Source organism: Flavobacterium polysaccharolyticum, assembly GCF_038739875.1.
Taxonomy (GTDB): domain Bacteria; phylum Bacteroidota; class Bacteroidia; order Flavobacteriales; family Flavobacteriaceae; genus Flavobacterium; species Flavobacterium polysaccharolyticum.
The window spans coordinates 1-16470 of record NZ_JBCGDP010000007.1 but is presented as its reverse complement, the minus strand read 5'-3'; the positions used below and the strand labels follow the sequence as shown (position 1 = coordinate 16470).

At 37.1% G+C, this 16470-nt stretch carries 10 protein-coding genes; 7 read left to right on the top strand and 3 right to left on the bottom strand.

Going from position 1 to position 16470, the window contains the following annotated elements:
• Positions 1-170 precede the first annotated feature (170 nt).
• The 3 genes from WFZ86_RS08630 to pth all read left to right on the top strand — a co-directional run bounded on the left by WFZ86_RS08630 (position 171) and on the right by pth (position 2777).
• The gene (locus WFZ86_RS08630) at positions 171-1112 is read left to right on the top strand and encodes a ribose-phosphate pyrophosphokinase (protein WP_342691561.1); all 942 of its coding nucleotides are present in this window, start codon (positions 171-173) and stop codon (positions 1110-1112) included.
• Between the two features lie 115 nt (positions 1113-1227).
• A complete protein-coding gene (locus tag WFZ86_RS08625) occupies positions 1228-1839 on the top strand; it encodes a 50S ribosomal protein L25/general stress protein Ctc (protein ID WP_342691560.1) in 612 nt (203 codons plus the stop codon).
• A gap of 368 nt (positions 1840-2207) precedes the next feature.
• The gene (gene pth / locus WFZ86_RS08620; RefSeq protein WP_342691559.1) at positions 2208-2777 is read left to right on the top strand and encodes an aminoacyl-tRNA hydrolase; all 570 of its coding nucleotides are present in this window, start codon (positions 2208-2210) and stop codon (positions 2775-2777) included.
• 64 nt (positions 2778-2841) lie between these two features.
• Here pth and WFZ86_RS08615 read toward each other — a convergent pair whose 3' ends face one another.
• Positions 2842-5502: a zinc-dependent metalloprotease gene (locus WFZ86_RS08615; RefSeq protein ID WP_342691558.1), complete on the bottom strand. Its 2661-nt coding sequence runs from the start codon at positions 5500-5502 to the stop codon at positions 2842-2844.
• 324 nt (positions 5503-5826) lie between these two features.
• Between WFZ86_RS08615 and WFZ86_RS08610 the strand changes: the two genes are divergently transcribed.
• The 3 genes from WFZ86_RS08610 (at position 5827) to bioB (ending at position 8481) form a co-directional block, all read left to right on the top strand.
• Positions 5827-6774, top strand: coding sequence for a bifunctional riboflavin kinase/FAD synthetase (locus WFZ86_RS08610; protein ID WP_342691557.1), 948 nt, complete (start codon positions 5827-5829; stop codon positions 6772-6774).
• Positions 6775-6870: 96 nt separating this feature from the next.
• A complete protein-coding gene (locus WFZ86_RS08605; protein WP_342691556.1) occupies positions 6871-7308 on the top strand; it encodes a hypothetical protein in 438 nt (145 codons plus the stop codon).
• A gap of 87 nt (positions 7309-7395) precedes the next feature.
• Positions 7396-8481, top strand: coding sequence for a biotin synthase BioB (gene bioB / locus WFZ86_RS08600; protein WP_342691555.1), 1086 nt, complete (start codon positions 7396-7398; stop codon positions 8479-8481).
• A gap of 269 nt (positions 8482-8750) precedes the next feature.
• Here the strand turns inward: bioB and WFZ86_RS08595 are convergent, their stop codons facing one another.
• A complete protein-coding gene (locus WFZ86_RS08595; RefSeq protein WP_342691554.1) occupies positions 8751-13658 on the bottom strand; it encodes a T9SS sorting signal type C domain-containing protein in 4908 nt (1635 codons plus the stop codon).
• Positions 13659-13909: 251 nt separating this feature from the next.
• On the opposite strand from WFZ86_RS08595, the gene WFZ86_RS08590 reads away from it, so the two are divergent.
• On the top strand, positions 13910-14383 hold the full coding sequence (locus WFZ86_RS08590) for a regulatory protein RecX (protein ID WP_342691553.1): 474 nt from the start codon (positions 13910-13912) through the stop codon (positions 14381-14383).
• A gap of 525 nt (positions 14384-14908) precedes the next feature.
• Here the strand turns inward: WFZ86_RS08590 and WFZ86_RS08585 are convergent.
• On the bottom strand, positions 14909-16063 hold the full coding sequence (locus WFZ86_RS08585; RefSeq protein WP_342691552.1) for a beta-ketoacyl synthase N-terminal-like domain-containing protein: 1155 nt from the start codon (positions 16061-16063) through the stop codon (positions 14909-14911).
• Between the last annotated feature and the right edge of the window lie 407 nt (positions 16064-16470).

Genomic DNA, 16470 nt, shown 5'->3' with positions numbered 1-16470 from the left:
ACTAAAAATACTTAAATTTTTCCTTTCAGTGTTGAATAAATTTTATAAATTTGCACCTCGTTAAAACGACACACACTAACTAACTACACCCGAGGCAAATACAACAACAACGCTTTAATCGATTATTAAAGTAAATATTGTAAGCGCATCGGAATAAAACAACAAATTACATGTCACACCTAGAACCAGAAGCTAAAATTTTTGCTTGTTCACAAAGTGTATATCTTGCAGAGCAAATTGCAAAAAATTACGGAATTCCTTTAGGAAAAGTAACCTTAGCCAAATACAGCGACGGAGAATTTCAACCTTCCTACGAAGAGTCAATTAGAGGGTTACGTGTTTTTATTGTTTGTTCTACATTCCCAACGGCAGACAATTTGATGGAATTATTAATGATGATTGATGCAGCCAAAAGAGCTTCAGCAAGACACATTACCGCAGTAATTCCTTATTTTGGTTGGGCTAGACAAGACCGAAAAGACAAACCAAGAGTTCCAATTGGAGCCAAATTAGTAGCTAATTTATTAGATGCTGCCGGGGCAACCCGAATCATGACCATGGATTTGCACGCAGATCAAATTCAAGGATTCTTTGAAAAACCTGTAGATCATTTATTCGCTTCCACGATCTTTTTACCGTATGTAAAAAGTCTAGAATTAGAAAACTTGACTATTGCCTCTCCAGATATGGGAGGTTCAAAAAGAGCTTATGCCTATTCTAAATTCCTAGAATCAGACGTAGTTATTTGTTACAAACAAAGAAAAGTAGCCAACGTTATCGATACCATGGAATTGATTGGTGAAGTAAAAGGAAGAAATGTAATTCTAGTAGACGACATGATCGACACTGGAGGAACATTAGCAAAAGCAGCCGATTTGATGATCGAAAAAGGCGCTTTGAGCGTGAGAGCTATTTGTACACACGCAATTTTGTCTGGTAGCGCTTACGAAAAAATAGAAAATTCAAAACTAAGCGAGTTAATCGTTTCAGATTCTATTCCATTAAGAAAAGAGTCTAATAAAATAAAAGTGTTGAGTTGTGCACCACTTTTTGCAGAAGTAATGCACATGGTACACCACAACAATTCCATTAGTGGAAAATTTATAATGTAAATTTTTTAGTTCCGAGTGATTAGTCCTTAGTGATTAGTCGACTTCTAAGAACTAAAAACTTACCACTAAGGACTATAAAGAAGAGTTTAATTAATAACTATTATAAATATTTAAAATGAAATCGATTACAATTAAAGGATCAGAAAGAGAAAGCGTGGGCAAAGTGTCAACTAAAGCCTTACGTAATGCTGGATTGGTTCCTTGCGTATTATACGGAGGAAATCAGGCAGTTCATTTTTCAGCGGAAGTTATAGCTTTCAAGAACTTGGTTTACACTCCAAACGCGCACACAGTTGTGATTGAGCTTGGAAATGGTAAAACATTCAATGCAGTTTTACAAGACATTCAAGTACACCCAGTGTCTGACAAAATCTTACACATCGATTTTTTCCAAATTCACGAGGATAAGGAAATCACAATCGAAGTTCCTGTAAAAATTATTGGTAACTCTAAAGGAGTTATGGCAGGTGGTGATTTACGTATGAACAACCGTAAATTAAAAGTAAAAGCATTACCAAAAAACCTTCCTGATTATGTTGAAGCTGATATTACTCCATTAGACATGGGTAATAAATTGTATGTTACAAAAGTACCTACACCAAACTTCAAAATCATGCACCCAGAAAACACTGTTATCTGTCAAGTGAAGATCTCTCGTGCGGCGATGAAAGCAGCTCAAGAAGCAGCAAAAGCAGCAAAAGCTCCTGCAAAAGGAAAGAAAAAATAATTTTTTTTCAAATCATTATATCAAAGCGTCAGTTGCAAAACTGGCGCTTTTTTTTAATCTGAACTTGTTTCAGATTCTATGATTCTATTAAGAAGCACACCTCCCTTCTATTAATCACGAATCCTCCTGCTGTCCGCTATATCTTTACTGCCGAACCCCGTCAGCAAAGGATGCCGCTCCCATCAGGGCTACACTACACGGCTCCTTTCCATAACAATTATAGACTTTCAATTTAACATCTGCACTAAATACACTATTTTTACAGCATTATAAAATGAATCCAAATTTTGTTTTCATCACGAAAAAGCAGAGATACAAAGCAAAATGAAACCAGTGGTTCACGAAAACCAAAAAACAAAATTGAGAAAGTGAGTAAAAAGTTTTTAATAGTAGGATTAGGCAACATTGGCGCCGAATATGTCAATACCCGTCACAACATCGGTTTCAAAGTGCTCGACTTTTTAGCCAAAAAAGAAAGTCTAGATTTTCAAACGGTAAAACTTGGTGCTTTAGCCGAATACAAGTTCAAAGGCAGGACTTTCTTGCTTTTAAAACCCAATACCTACATGAACCTGAGCGGAAAAGCCGTAAAATACTGGATGGACCAAGAAAACATTCCGCTAGAAAACATTTTGATAATTACGGACGACCTCAATCTTTCCTTCGGCACAATACGTATCAAAGGCAAAGGTAGCGACGGCGGCCACAACGGACTAAAAAACATCAATCTTATCCTAAATACCCAAAATTATACTCGTTTTCGCTTTGGTATTAGCGACCAATTCAAAAAAGGACAACAAATAGATTATGTTTTGGGCGAATGGGACGAACAAGAAAAAGCAACACTTCCTGAACGATTAGAAATAAGCACAGAAATTATCAAATCATTTGGTACCGCTGGACTTAACAACACCATGAATAGCTTTAACGGAAAATAAAAAAAGGGAAACACTTAAATAGTTTTCCTTTTTCGTTTTTTTATTAAAAGATCTAAATACTCCTTTACTGAACAACTATCTTTTTCACTTCTTTCCTCTCACCATCTTCAACCGTTACAAGATAAACTCCTGCCATTATCTTCTTCAAATCGATGACCTCACTAAAATTAGTAGTCTTTTCATATTGCTTTTGATACACACTTCGTCCTAACACATCCACTACTGAAACCATAATAGGCAAATTAGACACACTAGAAAATTCGACTTTAAAATTACCATTAGAAGGATTAGGAAATAATTTAAAATCAGCAATGCCCAACTCTTCTGTTCCTAAGGTCGCCTTTTGAGTACAAATCTTCAGCGAAGCCGAACTAATTATTCCACTATCACTATCATAAGCATCCCTCACTCGTAAAACCCATGTCCCAGCTGGATTTTGAGCATTAAAGCTACTTAATAAGTCACCAGGTTTGATAATCTGAAAAGCGCTGTTGGCGCATTGAAGAGCATCACCAAGATCATCAATTTTTAGTGTCAACGCTACATCTGAACCACCACAAACCCTTTGCAACAATCGAACTGTAGTATTTTGAGGACTCACGATTTCCAACTCCACATCAGACATATAAGTATGAGATAAAGCAACTTCAACGTCAACATCAGTAATAGAACCCAAATCGGCAGGAACTACAATTTGTCTTGTGGTATAACTACTTACTCCATCTGGAATTGTAATGGGAGCCGCAAAAGCATAAGTGTCACAAGCAGAAACAACAGCATAACCAATAGCAAAAGGAGTCGGATTCATAGCATAAAAAATAGAATTGGTAGGCTCAACTAAAATCCTACAATTCAGAGCAGTTACCTCAGGCACAACAATAGATTGCGAGCCATCGTTTGGTGTATTAGCAATTAAAGTGATTGGAAATGTAAGACCTCCATCAATAGACAATTTAATATTTACATTAGCCGCTCCTGATAATAAATTAGCACCATTTACATTCCACGTAATTGTTTGAGTAGCACCTTGAGTCCAACTTAAATCAGCAATAGCTTGGGAAGTCACTTCAAATGGCCCTGCAGTAGCATTGACATTTACCAACATTTCATCTGAAGCAGTTTGACCCGACCCCATAGCAGCATTATCTCTGGCAGTAAAAACAAATGTCAACGTCCTACCTATACTACTCAATGATTCCCAAGGGCTAGTAAGTTTGTTGAGTAAAACATTATCATAGGATGGAAAATAGCGCGTTAACGAAGAAGTTGGTAAAAAAGAACGAAACAAAGGACCATCTGCCTTATCAGCTATAGCTAAACTATTACCCCCTGAAGTAGTCTCTGCAGAATCATTTTGTTCCCAAACATAAGTAAAAGAACTTGTAGTAGTTCCAGTTGTAGATCCTTTCAACACGAATGGAGTACTTTTAGGAATAGTATAATCAGGTCCAGCATTTACCCCAAATAAAGCAGTAGTTACAGCTGTTGCAACAGGGCATGTTTTTGGGGCTAAATTTTGTTGTATTTGATTAATACTAACAAAAGCAAAATAATCATCAGAATTGGATTGAACATCATAATCTGTAATTCCCGCATAGCCCATAATAGTCGAACCACTTCCAGGTTCTACATTGGTTCCCGTATCTTCAATATCATACGAAAAAGTGTGGGTAGCCCCTAATTGATGTCCAAATTCATGCACCACAAAATCAATATCAAAAGTGTCTCCCTCAGGTTTGTTATTAGAAGGAGAGGTGTAAGCTCTTGCCTTGTCTGAATCACAAACACAACCAATACAACCAGCATTTCCTCCACCACCAGAAGCACCAAATAAATGCCCTATGTCGTATTTACTTGCTCCTAAAAGATTACTAGTAAGCGTCTTCTCTAATTCTAGACCCCATTCCGAAGGTGCTTTTCCTCCTACAACAGCTGAGTAAGGATCCGTTGCAGCATTAGTAAAAATAACCTTGTCATTATCTGCAATAATCACCAACTTTAAAGCTAAATCTCTATTAAAAACCCCATTGACTCTGGTCATTGTTGCATTCATAGCAGCCAAAGCACCTTCTACAGTTCCTCCATGATACGTAGTGTACTCACTAGTACAAGACAAAGCCAATCGCATCGTTCGAAAAATACGACCACTTATTTTTGTCTTTGCCGTTTTAGACAATAAACTTGACGTTAAATCTTTTTCATCTGTACTACAACTCAAAGGTAAATCTCCTTTGGCTTTTTTATCCGATCGATACAACACATACTTTTGAGTCTCGCCTTTTATCGGCTCCATAAACTCAGCAGGTTTGCCATTATTACGCAAAACCATAGTTTGTATTCCTTTGTCAGATGTACTGAAATAAACGGTAGCACTAGGATCTGTTATTCCTTTTCCACTAAAGGACTGAATCGTTGGAAATCGTGCTTGCAAAATTGGATCAAAATTGGAAGATTCCCATATTAAAAAACGTTCCATTTTACCAACTGCATTCGGTAAACTTATCTCCTCTGTACTATTCTCATACATCTTCTCTTTAACCGAAGCTAAAGTTGATTTGAAAGTTTGAGTATCCAATTCATACACGCCTTCATTTTGTCTTTCATCTTTGGACAAACTTCTACTAGAAATTGAAGCTTTAGAAATAGGTTTCCAAAACACTTTATCTTGGGCTTGAGCAAAGAACGAAAGACAAAATAAAACTAAAAAAAGTATCTTTTTTTTCATTAACATTAGATTTTGAGACATTAAAGTTACTACAATTATCTTCATAGCCACTTGGGTTTTATCTAAAAAAGATAAATTATTAAATTCGATCTTAAAAAAGATACACAAATAAAAGCTTTAGTTATATTTAATGCAATAGTTTATAGCAAAAAAACAAGAAATTCAACGCAGAAAAAGCTACTAAATTATCCACTTAAAAACAAAAGTACTATCCCGCAATCGATTTAAAATAGAATCAGTTTTGGCAATTTTTAAAATGATACTTTTTATCTTGTTTCTTTTAAAATAGATAGTATAAATTTGCAACTTTATAAATTAGTCATTTTGAAGATTTTTCACTCCATAAGCGAATTTGTTGCAACCAAAAAAACGATTCTTACCTTAGGCACTTTTGATGGCGTTCATTTTGGCCACAAAACCATTTTGAACAAAATAACACAAAGCACCAAAAACGGAACATACGAAAGTGTCGTGCTTACTTTTTTTCCACACCCCAGAATGGTGCTTCAAGAAAAATCAGACATAAAACTACTCAACACTATTGCCGAAAAAATCGAATTATTAGAGCAGTTAGGCATCGAGAATTTGGTCATTCATCCTTTTGATACCAACTTTTCAAAATTAACTGCCGAAGAATTCGTTCGAGACATTTTGGTCAATCGATTTAATATTCAAAAAATCATTATTGGATATGACCATCGTTTTGGCAGAAATAGAACCGCAGATATTAACGACTTGATTACCTATGGTAAAACATATAACTTCGAAGTTGAACAAATAACAGCTCAAGAAATAAATGCAATTTCTGTTAGTTCAACCAAGATAAGGACTGCCATTTTAGAAGGTGAAATAGAGTTAGCCAACGCCTATTTAGAATATCCTTACCCAATTTCTGGCCAGGTTATTCAAGGAAAGCAGCTAGGCAGAACCATTGGCTTCCCAACAGCAAATATTGCCATAGCAGAAGATTTTAAATTAATTCCAAAAAACGGGGTATACGTTGTAAGCAGCATCATTAACGACCAACTGGTATATGGAATGATGAACATTGGAACCAATCCTACAGTGGGAGGCGAAAAACAAAGCATAGAAGTTCATTTCTTAGACTTCAATAAAGATTTATACCACCAACCGCTTAAAGTTTCTATTTTACACCGTTTGCGTTCTGAGCAAAAATTCCTGAACATAGATTTTCTAAAAGCACAACTAGCAAAAGACGAAAATAATACTCGGGATTACATCGCTACCTATCAATCGCTTAACAAAAGTTAATCTTTCATAAAATAAATTTAGAGTCGTTTTTTTTAGTAATTTTATAGGTATTGAATTCATTTTCAACACTCTAAAACCTAACTTAAAAACTACGCTATGAAACTTTCAAGAGAATTTCAGAACGGCTTTCTTATTTTTCTGGGAATTGCCATCTACTTTTTGTTCATGAACATTATTGGCCTATCTGATGTGTTCTATCTCCGTCTATTCAACACCCTTTTTGTATTATATGGTGTAAATAGAACCATCATGATGAACATTCATGACGGGGAAGTCATTTTGGCCAACAACGCCAAAGCTGCAATGAAAACTTCATTAATTGGTGTATTCTTGAGCATTATTGGATTAATTGTTTACAGTTATCTTCAAGGGGGTGACGAATATGTTCAATCACTCTCCAAAACCTTTCTTTTTGGCGGAAATCCATCAGTTATGACCTATAGCATTTGTTTACTATTTGAAGGAATTGCCTCAACCGTTGTAGTAACCATGCTTCTCTTATTGTATTGGAATAATCGATTAGTGACAGATTAACTTTACCAAATAAATACCGCTTTTACTGAGGCTAGATTGTTACTTCAAAACAAATTGATTACTTTTGTTGCTCTAAAAAATGCACCTATGAGCAGTACAAAACACAATTGGACAAAAGAAGAAATCATTGCGATATATAATAAACCACTAATGGATTTGCTTTATGAAGCAGCATCTATACACAGAACCAATCATGACCCTAATGTAGTACAAGTTTCAACTTTACTATCTATAAAAACTGGAGGATGCCCTGAAGATTGTGGCTATTGCCCACAAGCTGCAAGGTACCACACAGAAATCGAAGGAAATGATTTGATGTCTGTTAGCCAAGTAAAAGCACAGGCATTAAGAGCGAAATCTGGAGGTTCCTCTAGAGTTTGTATGGGAGCCGCATGGCGAAATGTAAAAGACGGACCAGAATTTGATCAAGTACTAGAAATGGTCCGCACCATCAACAAACTAGACATGGAAGTATGCTGTACCTTAGGGATGCTTACTGAAAATCAAGCCAAACGATTAGCCGAAGCAGGTTTATATGCTTACAATCATAATTTAGACACTTCTGAAGAATACTATAAAGAAGTTATCTCTACACGTGGTTTTGAAGACCGTTTACAAACTATAGAAAATGTTCGCAAAACCAATGTAACGGTTTGTAGCGGTGGAATTATCGGAATGGGAGAAAGTATCGAAGATCGTGCAGGCATGCTTGTAGCACTTTCTACATTGAATCCCCAACCAGAATCAGTACCCATTAATGCACTAGTTGCCGTTGAAGGAACCCCATTAGAAGAAGAAAAACCTGTTGAAATCTGGGAAATGATCCGAATGGTAGCCACCACTAGAATCGTAATGCCCGAAACCCAAGTTCGTCTATCTGCTGGAAGAATGAATATGAGTAGAGAAGGACAAGCCTTATGTTTCTTTGCAGGAGCCAACTCCATATTTGCAGGTGATAAACTATTGACAACTCCAAATCCTGACGTGAACGAGGACATGAAAATGTTTGAAATACTAGGCCTGGAACCACAAAAACCTTTTATTAAAATTATGCAACCCGAAACGGTTGAAGCAGAGGACTCTCAATACAATGCGCTTGGAGAAAAACCAAAATGGACTAGACCAGGGCATACCATAGAAAGAAATATAGAGGCTGCTGTTAAGAATAAGTAAAAATATTTTATCATAAATTGAAGCTTTATTAAATTTGCTCTTAGTCAAAAACTAAGAGCTTTTTTTTTAATTTTTAATTTAAATGCAAAGGCGCAAAGTTCAATAGTATTGCTTTGTGTGGCTTCGTGAATTCTTCGTGTTTCTTGGTGGTAAAAACCTTAACCACACGCCGTTTAAACCATCAACCAATTAATATATTACACTACAAAAGAAAAACCCTTTCAAAGCACTTGACTCTGAAAGGTTTTTTTAATTAAAAAGCTATTTCTCTAGTAAATAATTTTCTTGTTACTAATAGCACCGTTGGCCAAAGTAGTTTTTACTATCAAGGTTTGTTCGCTTGAAGACAAATTCGAAATTGACCATTCTTGCGCGTTGATTTTTGATTTATCGTATACTTTTCTGCCCAACAAATCAAATACTTGAACTTGTGTTATCGCCTCCGCCGAAGAAGTAAGGCTGATTTTTTTGTTTTTCACACTTACAATAAGCGATTTATCTGCCACTTCGTTATCATCAGTACCTAAAGTTTTGTTGGTGTATTTCAACACAAAACGATCGTTCTCTACTCCATTGATGGCGGTAAACGTATATTTACCTTTGGTCAATTCATGAAGCGTGTTCGTTTTTTTGTCCTCTAACCAAATCTCTTGACCCGCCAAAGCACCATCTCTGTTATCGATGCTAATATCGAATGGCCCAGCAATAGTACTTCGATAACCCAAAGGAACTACGTCGGTAGTTTCAAACGGTAAAGCACGCCCTTGAATAGTTAAGTTTTTACCTTGGTTGGTACTGTAAAAATCCACAAACTCTTGTCCATCAAAACTTGGTCCATCATACAAATTGTCCCAATCGTTGGTAGCTCCTGTAATGTAGCCCACTAACAATTGTTTGAAAGCCCCTTTGCTATTGGTCAAGTTCAACCAAACTCGATTTTTCTCAACTGCTGCCGTTTTTTTGGTATTCGCTTGTTTGAAAAACTGTGAATTATTGCCTGTTTCACGCATCGAATTAGTAAATTGAAAACTTCCTGCTATTGAATTCTCTACAAAAAACGATTGACCTGCAGCAATAAATCCATCGGGAACAGTTCCGCCCAAACCTGTACTTGGCGCTTTACTTGTTCCTGTACCTCCTGCTAAAGTATAACTCGCATAATCATCAGCAGTATATGTATTATTAGTAATCGCTGTATTGTGTGTCCAGAAATACAAGGCACCATTTATAATCGCACTATTGGCATTGATAAAATCATCTGCTCTGATAGCTGATGGATAAGGATTACCTATCAAGTTCAATTCGTTGGGACCTACAGCAAAAGGATAGTTGCCATTGTTTGGAACGCCTTTAAAAGCTACCGGTTGTGAATAAGTACTACCTGACCAATTATCGGGCGCTGGTGAGCCTGGCTTGGGAACACGAATGATATAACCTACGCCAGGTACCATTGTACCATTATAAAATACCCAATCATCTGCTGAACCACTAAATCTAAAATATTTATCCGCCAAAGTATTCGGAGACAAATCAACAATATTTTGACCCGTTACTGGCGATGACCAATAGGTAAAATCAAAATTCTTCATAGGTGAAGAGATACGACGGTACTCTATCGCTCCTGTATTCGTGGCATCGGTGGTTTGTACCAAACTCGCATTGTTTTCAAAAACAAGACTTGTTGTAGCATTATTAGTAACATTTACTGCATTAGTTATGGTCATCGTATGTCCCGAATTTATCACAACATTACCCGATGTTACCGTACAAGAACAGCCATTAATATCACCTGTGGAGGTGTAATTCCCATCAAAAACAATAGGCTGTGTTAGCAAAGGATTAGAACCAGCAGGCGTTGTTCCTGTCCATGCACCATTCCAAGTGGCGGTAGTAGGAACCGCATTAATCACTGCTGCCGTAGAGGCTGTTGATGGACATGTACCGTTGCTAACTACAAAAGTATAACTAGTATTAGCATCTAATCCGCTAACAACCGTATTATCTAAATTAGTTCCAATTAATCCTGTCAAACCAGTAGTTGCAGGTGTAGCTGTAATAGTCCAAGATCCTGAAGATGGTAAGCCACTCAAAGCAACACTTCCTGTTACCAATGCACAAGTGGGTTGCGTGATGATGCCAACTATAGGAGCTGAAGGCAAAGGGTTTACTATGATTGTGCCACTAGCTAAATCAACTCCTGGACATGTGCCATTTAATGGAATACTATAATTAAACGTTCCTGACACTGTTGGCGTACCACTTATTGTGATGATGTTGGATGCAAATGATGCTGTTACTCCCGAGGGTAAGCCAGTTGCAGAACCAATACTCGTTGTTCCTGTTGTAGTAGAAGTTATGGTTAAAGGCGAATTAACACATATAACTGGTGTCGATGAAGTTACACTTGCTGCTTTACCAATTTTAATTGTAAAGATTCTATCTTCACTAATACAATTACCACTAGTTTTCATTGTTAAAACACCTGTATATGTACCAGCTTGTGTGTTAGCAGGTATATTTAACACTATAGGACTAGTAATAGTAAAATCAATATCATCTAAAAGCAAATTAGGTATTGACCTGTCCCAAACGATACTGTATCGATTTGGAGCGGTTCCTGTATAAGTATAGGTTAAATTTACATCTTGTATCACAGAACTTGTACAAATATCAGGCACTGTAGCTGCCGTAATAACAATAGGATTTACTGGAGCGGTTATAGTTATACTTCCACAAAGACTTGTCCCACAAGTATTTCTATATCTGGCATAATAAGTTCCTAAAGAACTTGGAGTTATCTCATTTCCTGTTGCGTATAGTGTACCCCCGCACGAATCTGTAAACCATTCTACATAAGTTCCTGGAATAGATGATGCAGCTACCCGTAGGGTACTGTTTGTACATGTACTGGTAATTGTAGGGGCAACAGTGGGGGCTTGTATAACTGGTACAATAACTATTGTTTCATCTGTATAGCTTCCTGATGTTACCGTTCTTTTGTAAAATGTCGTAGCAGTTAATGCACCTGGAGTATAATCTTCATTAGTAGCACCACTAATTGTAGTATAAGTACCGTTTACCGCTGAACTTCGAGACCAAACATAAGTATATGGACTTCCAACTGTTCCTCCAGTTGGGGTAGAACCATCAATAAGACCAGGACTAGAGCCTGAGCATATTGGCAAAGCATACGTTAATACAACACTATAGTTTTTAACCGTACCTACACATGGATCTGGAGTAAAAAACATATTATAACTGCCAATACCAAAAGAGGCAGTAGTATTGCCTAATACCCCAGTAGTAACTGAACGACTACCTGTTGCGTGACATGTCCCTATAGTAAAATAAGGAAAAACCCCGTTTGGTGTACCATAGCTTGCAAATTTAGTATTAATGAAAACGGTCCCATTAGGGGCTGTAAGCGTTAATACACCTGAGTATTCACCTACTGTTCCTCCTATTTCACCCAAAGCGCCATAGGAAGCAAAATTATTATCGATTGGTGCATTTACTGCTGTAGAAGTAGTAACGTTTAAAATACCAGTTGCAGATGCAAAATAAGAAGGTCTAATATTTGTTGCAGCTGAACCATTACCTCCCCATGAACCATTTACTGTTCCTGCAGGGTTTCCAGTTAGTGTCAGCGAGCCAGTAGCAGTATGCACTAATCCTGTTCCTAAACTTAATATAGCTCCGAGATTAATCGAAAAGTTTCCTCCTGTTGTGTTGCTTGTAAGTGTGGCCTTACCTCCATCCTTTGTAAAACTTACTAATCCTGTTGTAGTAAAACCAGCTATATTTTGAATACCATTACCAGAAATAGTTATATTTGAACTACCTGCTGTGAAAGTTCCACTTCTAGTAAAATTCCCTCCCAATGTTAGAGAATTACCATTAGTATTTAAACTTGCTCCATTATTAATAGTAAGTGGTATATTGGTAGTAAATGTCTTTGCATTATTCATTGTTATTACACCTGTTCCAGCAATAATAACGCCTCCAGCTGATGCAAATGGAGTTATCCATTCTGCCCCAGCAGTTCGTGAAGTTGCAGTATTATATTGCAAAGTAGCAGCAGAACCATAAGACAGACTTCCTGTAAAAGTATTTGCATTTGCACCATTTTCAATAGATAATATGCCATTCACTGTGGTAGTTCCTGTTGGGAAAGTCTTCCCACCACTCCCGGAAAGGGTTAGTTTACCGTATGATGTTGCAGTAAGTGCTTGGGCTCCACCATAAAATTCTACTGTACTACCAGCATCTATTGTATATGTAGTGAAAGTTGGTAATGAAGCTGTCCCTCCGACTCTTAAAAAAGCATTATTAGAGACCGTGAGTGTTCCAGCACCAGTATGCGTAAATGTTGATAAATCTAAAGCTCCTTGAGTAACATCTAATCCCACATTATTTAATACAATTGAAGCAAGAGCAGTTGCAGTTCCGCTACTCTTGTTAATTGATAGCCTTCTAAAATTGTTAATTCCATTAATGCTTTGGTTTCCTGTTCCATTAAGAACAAGATTCATTCTGTTATTATTTGATAAAGTTCCTGCAAAGGAATAATTTCCGCGAATATTCCAAGTAGCAGAGTTATTTAATCCAAGGCGACCGTTATTTGTTCCACTTGTTAAATTCCCACCAATATTAATTGTGGCTGCCCCTGTTGTATTTAGATTAGCAGAAGCTGATTGATTCCCACTATTAAAAGTTACATCTCCTGTGACATTAATAGTACCTGTTGCCACGGTAATAGTATTAACGAATGTTGCTGTATTAGCCCCTGCAATAGTAATACTCTCAGCATTTAAAGTACCTGGTGAATTACCAATTGAAATAGACCTAGTTGCAGCTGCTGTTCCAGCCTGCATTACCACAGCACCAGAAACTGTTAGAGTATTTGTGCCGATTGCTAAGGTACTCGCTAATGCAGATGCAGGAAATGTTACACTCGCGCATGAAGCGTTAGCAGTTAAAGTAATTGTAAATCCTCCGCCAATATTAACAATATCTCCAGCCACTGGAAAAGTACCTGCATTTGTAGAACTGGCGAAACTTACTGTTGACCAAGTCCCAGCTGAGTTCCAGTTACCTGTTGCTCTTGAATAATAAGTAGTTTGCCCAAACCCCAATTGAACCATCAACAACACCGCAAAAAATAAAATTCTTTTCATAAAAAAATGTTTAGAAATTTTAAAAACAAAGCTTGAAAAACGTATCACCAAAAACAAGGTTTCGTTTACACGAGCTAGTTCAGCGCAAAAGTAACCAATATTGACTAAAACACAAGTAAAAGCTTCATTTATAGTGTTTAGAAATTCATTTTTGTACTAACCTAACCCTAACTAAAATCATCAAAAGGAGTTATGTGGGCATAAATCGCTATTTTTGTAGGCAAAAGACCTACAAACCCAACAATTACAAGATGGCAGCAACACTCACCCTTCTTCAAGCCCAACAAAAAATAGAACAGTATTGCGCCTATCAAGAGCGCTGTCACGAAGAAGTGCTGACCAAATTGAGAAGTATGCATTTAGCATCCCACGAAATAGACCAGCTTATTGTGCATCTTATCGAACAAAATTTCTTGAATGAATCGCGTTTCGCTTGTAGCTTTGCCCGTGGCAAACATCGCATCAAACACTGGGGAAAAATCCGCATTACCAACGAACTCAAAATGCGCCACATCAACAATACCTTGATTACAATTGCCTTAAAAGAAATCTCAACCGAGGAATATTTGGAAACTTTTAATGCTTTAGCCGAAAGGAATTGGCACTCTATTTCGGAAAAAAATGCGCTTAAAAAAAGGAAGAAGTTTTGTGATTATATGCTTCGTCGTGGTTTTGAGAGTAACTTAGTTTATGAGAAAGTAAAGGAATTGGAAAAAAGTGAATAGTGATTGGTGAGAAGTGAGTAGTGCGTTGTGAAAATCCAGCATATTTATTACCACATTGCGCACAGTCGAGATTTATTTTTTTGGTTAGAAGTGAACACCATTGGCTTTTTTTTTCAGCTGTGGGATAGATTACTCTAGTAAAAATGGGACGCGGATGACGCAGATATAGCAGATTAACGCGGATTTTTGTTTATAGTTACAGAATAATTTAACCGCAAAGTTCGCAAAGGGTTATGCAATGGACGCAAAGCTTTGAATGATTATCTCTTAAAAAATCCGTGAAATCTATGGAATCTGTGTCTAAAAAATTTAACCGCAAGGACGCAAGGGACTCAAAGTTCAATAGTATTGCTTTGTGTAGCTTCGTGACTTCTTCGTGTTTCTTTGTGGTAAAAAATTTAACCACTAAGTTCACAAAGATTTACGCAAAGGAACCAAAGCTTTAAAAAATTAACTCTTAAAAAAATCCGTGGAATCTGTGGAATCTGTGTCTAAAATTTAACCGTCTAAACAGTTCAACAAATTTTACAAACTCAACAACACCGAAACGGCATTACCTCCAAAACCAACGGCGTTAACGAGCACCTTGCGAATCGTTCTTGAATCGGAATTTTGATTTAAAAAAGGAGTGGAAATAAACTGCTTGTGTTGCAGCATCAAAATGGCCATTTCGACACTTAAGATTCCAGAGGCACCAAACGTGTGGCCTATTTTCCATTTATTTGTAGTGAGTAATGGCAAAGCTTTTCCGAAAAGTTTTTCTATGGCACGATATTCTGTCAAATCACCTTTGATGGTACCAGGAGCGTGCATTACAATAGCATCTACTTCAGATAAAGGGGTGTTTTGCAAAGCCATTGCCATCGATTTTTGAAAACAAATAGCTTCTGCCGAAATTGAAATGTTATGCTCCAAAATTTCTGTAGCGTAACCTATGCCTTCAATAAAAGCCAAGGCATTTTCTTTTTGTCCTAATTCTAAACAACATACTGCCGCACCTTCACCTAAAACCATTGTATTTTGCTTTTTATCCAAATCCAAAGCACGGTTGGGATACTCCTCTTTATTTTGAGTATAAATCTTCAAAGCGCGCATTTGGCCTATCGTAAAATCAGTCAAGGGTGCTTCGCTACCACCTACCAAAAACTGATTCGCCATTCCTGCTCGCAACCAAGCGACTCCGTTGAGCAAAGCATGCAAAGCAGTAGAACAAGTAATGGAATGCGAAATTTCGGGACCGGTACTTTGCAAATCATGTGCTACCCAAGACGAAATATTCCCCAAAGTAGTCGTTGGTGAAGCTAAAGTCTGGGCTTTGCCGGTCGTTAAATATTCCTGAAAATGTTTTTCGAACAAATCGGTGGCACCTCTTGAAGAGCCAATGTTGATACCAAAACTCCCTCCTTTTTCCCAACCTGCCTGAGCCATCGCTTTTCTTGCCGCCACCATAGCATACAACACCGACTTATCCAATGATTTGTACTTTATATCCGTTTGTTGTAAAGCCAAAACTTCTTGTTGTGAAGCGGAATCCAAAGCAGCCACGCAAGTATTTTGATGGTCTAAAAACTGCTCAGAAAAACAAGTTTTACGATTTTGATAGTTTTCCCAAATGGTCTTCGGGTCGTTGCCCAAAGGGGAAATGGAGGACAGGGCGGTTATAGAAATAATTTGTGACAAAATAGACGATTGTAATTTACCGCAAAGGTCGCAAAGAATTACACAAAGTCCACAAAATAATTAAAAATCTATGCAAATTGAATTTAGCTATATGAATAAATGGAACACGGATGACGCGGATTTTTTTTATTTGTTGTTGAAACAAACACCAATTTTTCCACAAAGCGCAAAGCATTGCGAACCTTGCGACTTTTCCTTTGCGTGCCTTGCGGTTAAAACTAACAACCTGATGGAACACGGATGACGCGGATAAAACTGATTGACGCGGATTTTATTTATGTGTATCGTCCTAAAAAAAGTTTACAGTTTTTAATTAATACCTAGAATAGGTTTACATTTTTTTTTAATACTAGAATTAGTTTACAATGATAGTGTTTTTTCGATAATAGTTCTTCCATAGTTTTTCT

Excerpts from the sequence above, each read along its gene's own strand:
- WFZ86_RS08625 (WP_342691560.1), top strand. The coding sequence starts at position 1,228 with ATGAAATCGATTACAATTAAAGGATCAGAAAGAGAAAGCGTGGGCAAA.
- WFZ86_RS08590 (WP_342691553.1), top strand. The coding sequence starts at position 13,910 with ATGGCAGCAACACTCACCCTTCTTCAAGCCCAACAAAAAATAGAACAG.
- WFZ86_RS08630 (WP_342691561.1), top strand. The coding sequence starts at position 171 with ATGTCACACCTAGAACCAGAAGCTAAAATTTTTGCTTGTTCACAAAGT.
- bioB (WP_342691555.1), top strand. The coding sequence starts at position 7,396 with ATGAGCAGTACAAAACACAATTGGACAAAAGAAGAAATCATTGCGATA.
- WFZ86_RS08595 (WP_342691554.1), bottom strand. The coding sequence starts at position 13,658 with ATGAAAAGAATTTTATTTTTTGCGGTGTTGTTGATGGTTCAATTGGGG.
- WFZ86_RS08615 (WP_342691558.1), bottom strand. The coding sequence starts at position 5,502 with ATGAAAAAAAAGATACTTTTTTTAGTTTTATTTTGTCTTTCGTTCTTT.
- WFZ86_RS08605 (WP_342691556.1), top strand. The coding sequence starts at position 6,871 with ATGAAACTTTCAAGAGAATTTCAGAACGGCTTTCTTATTTTTCTGGGA.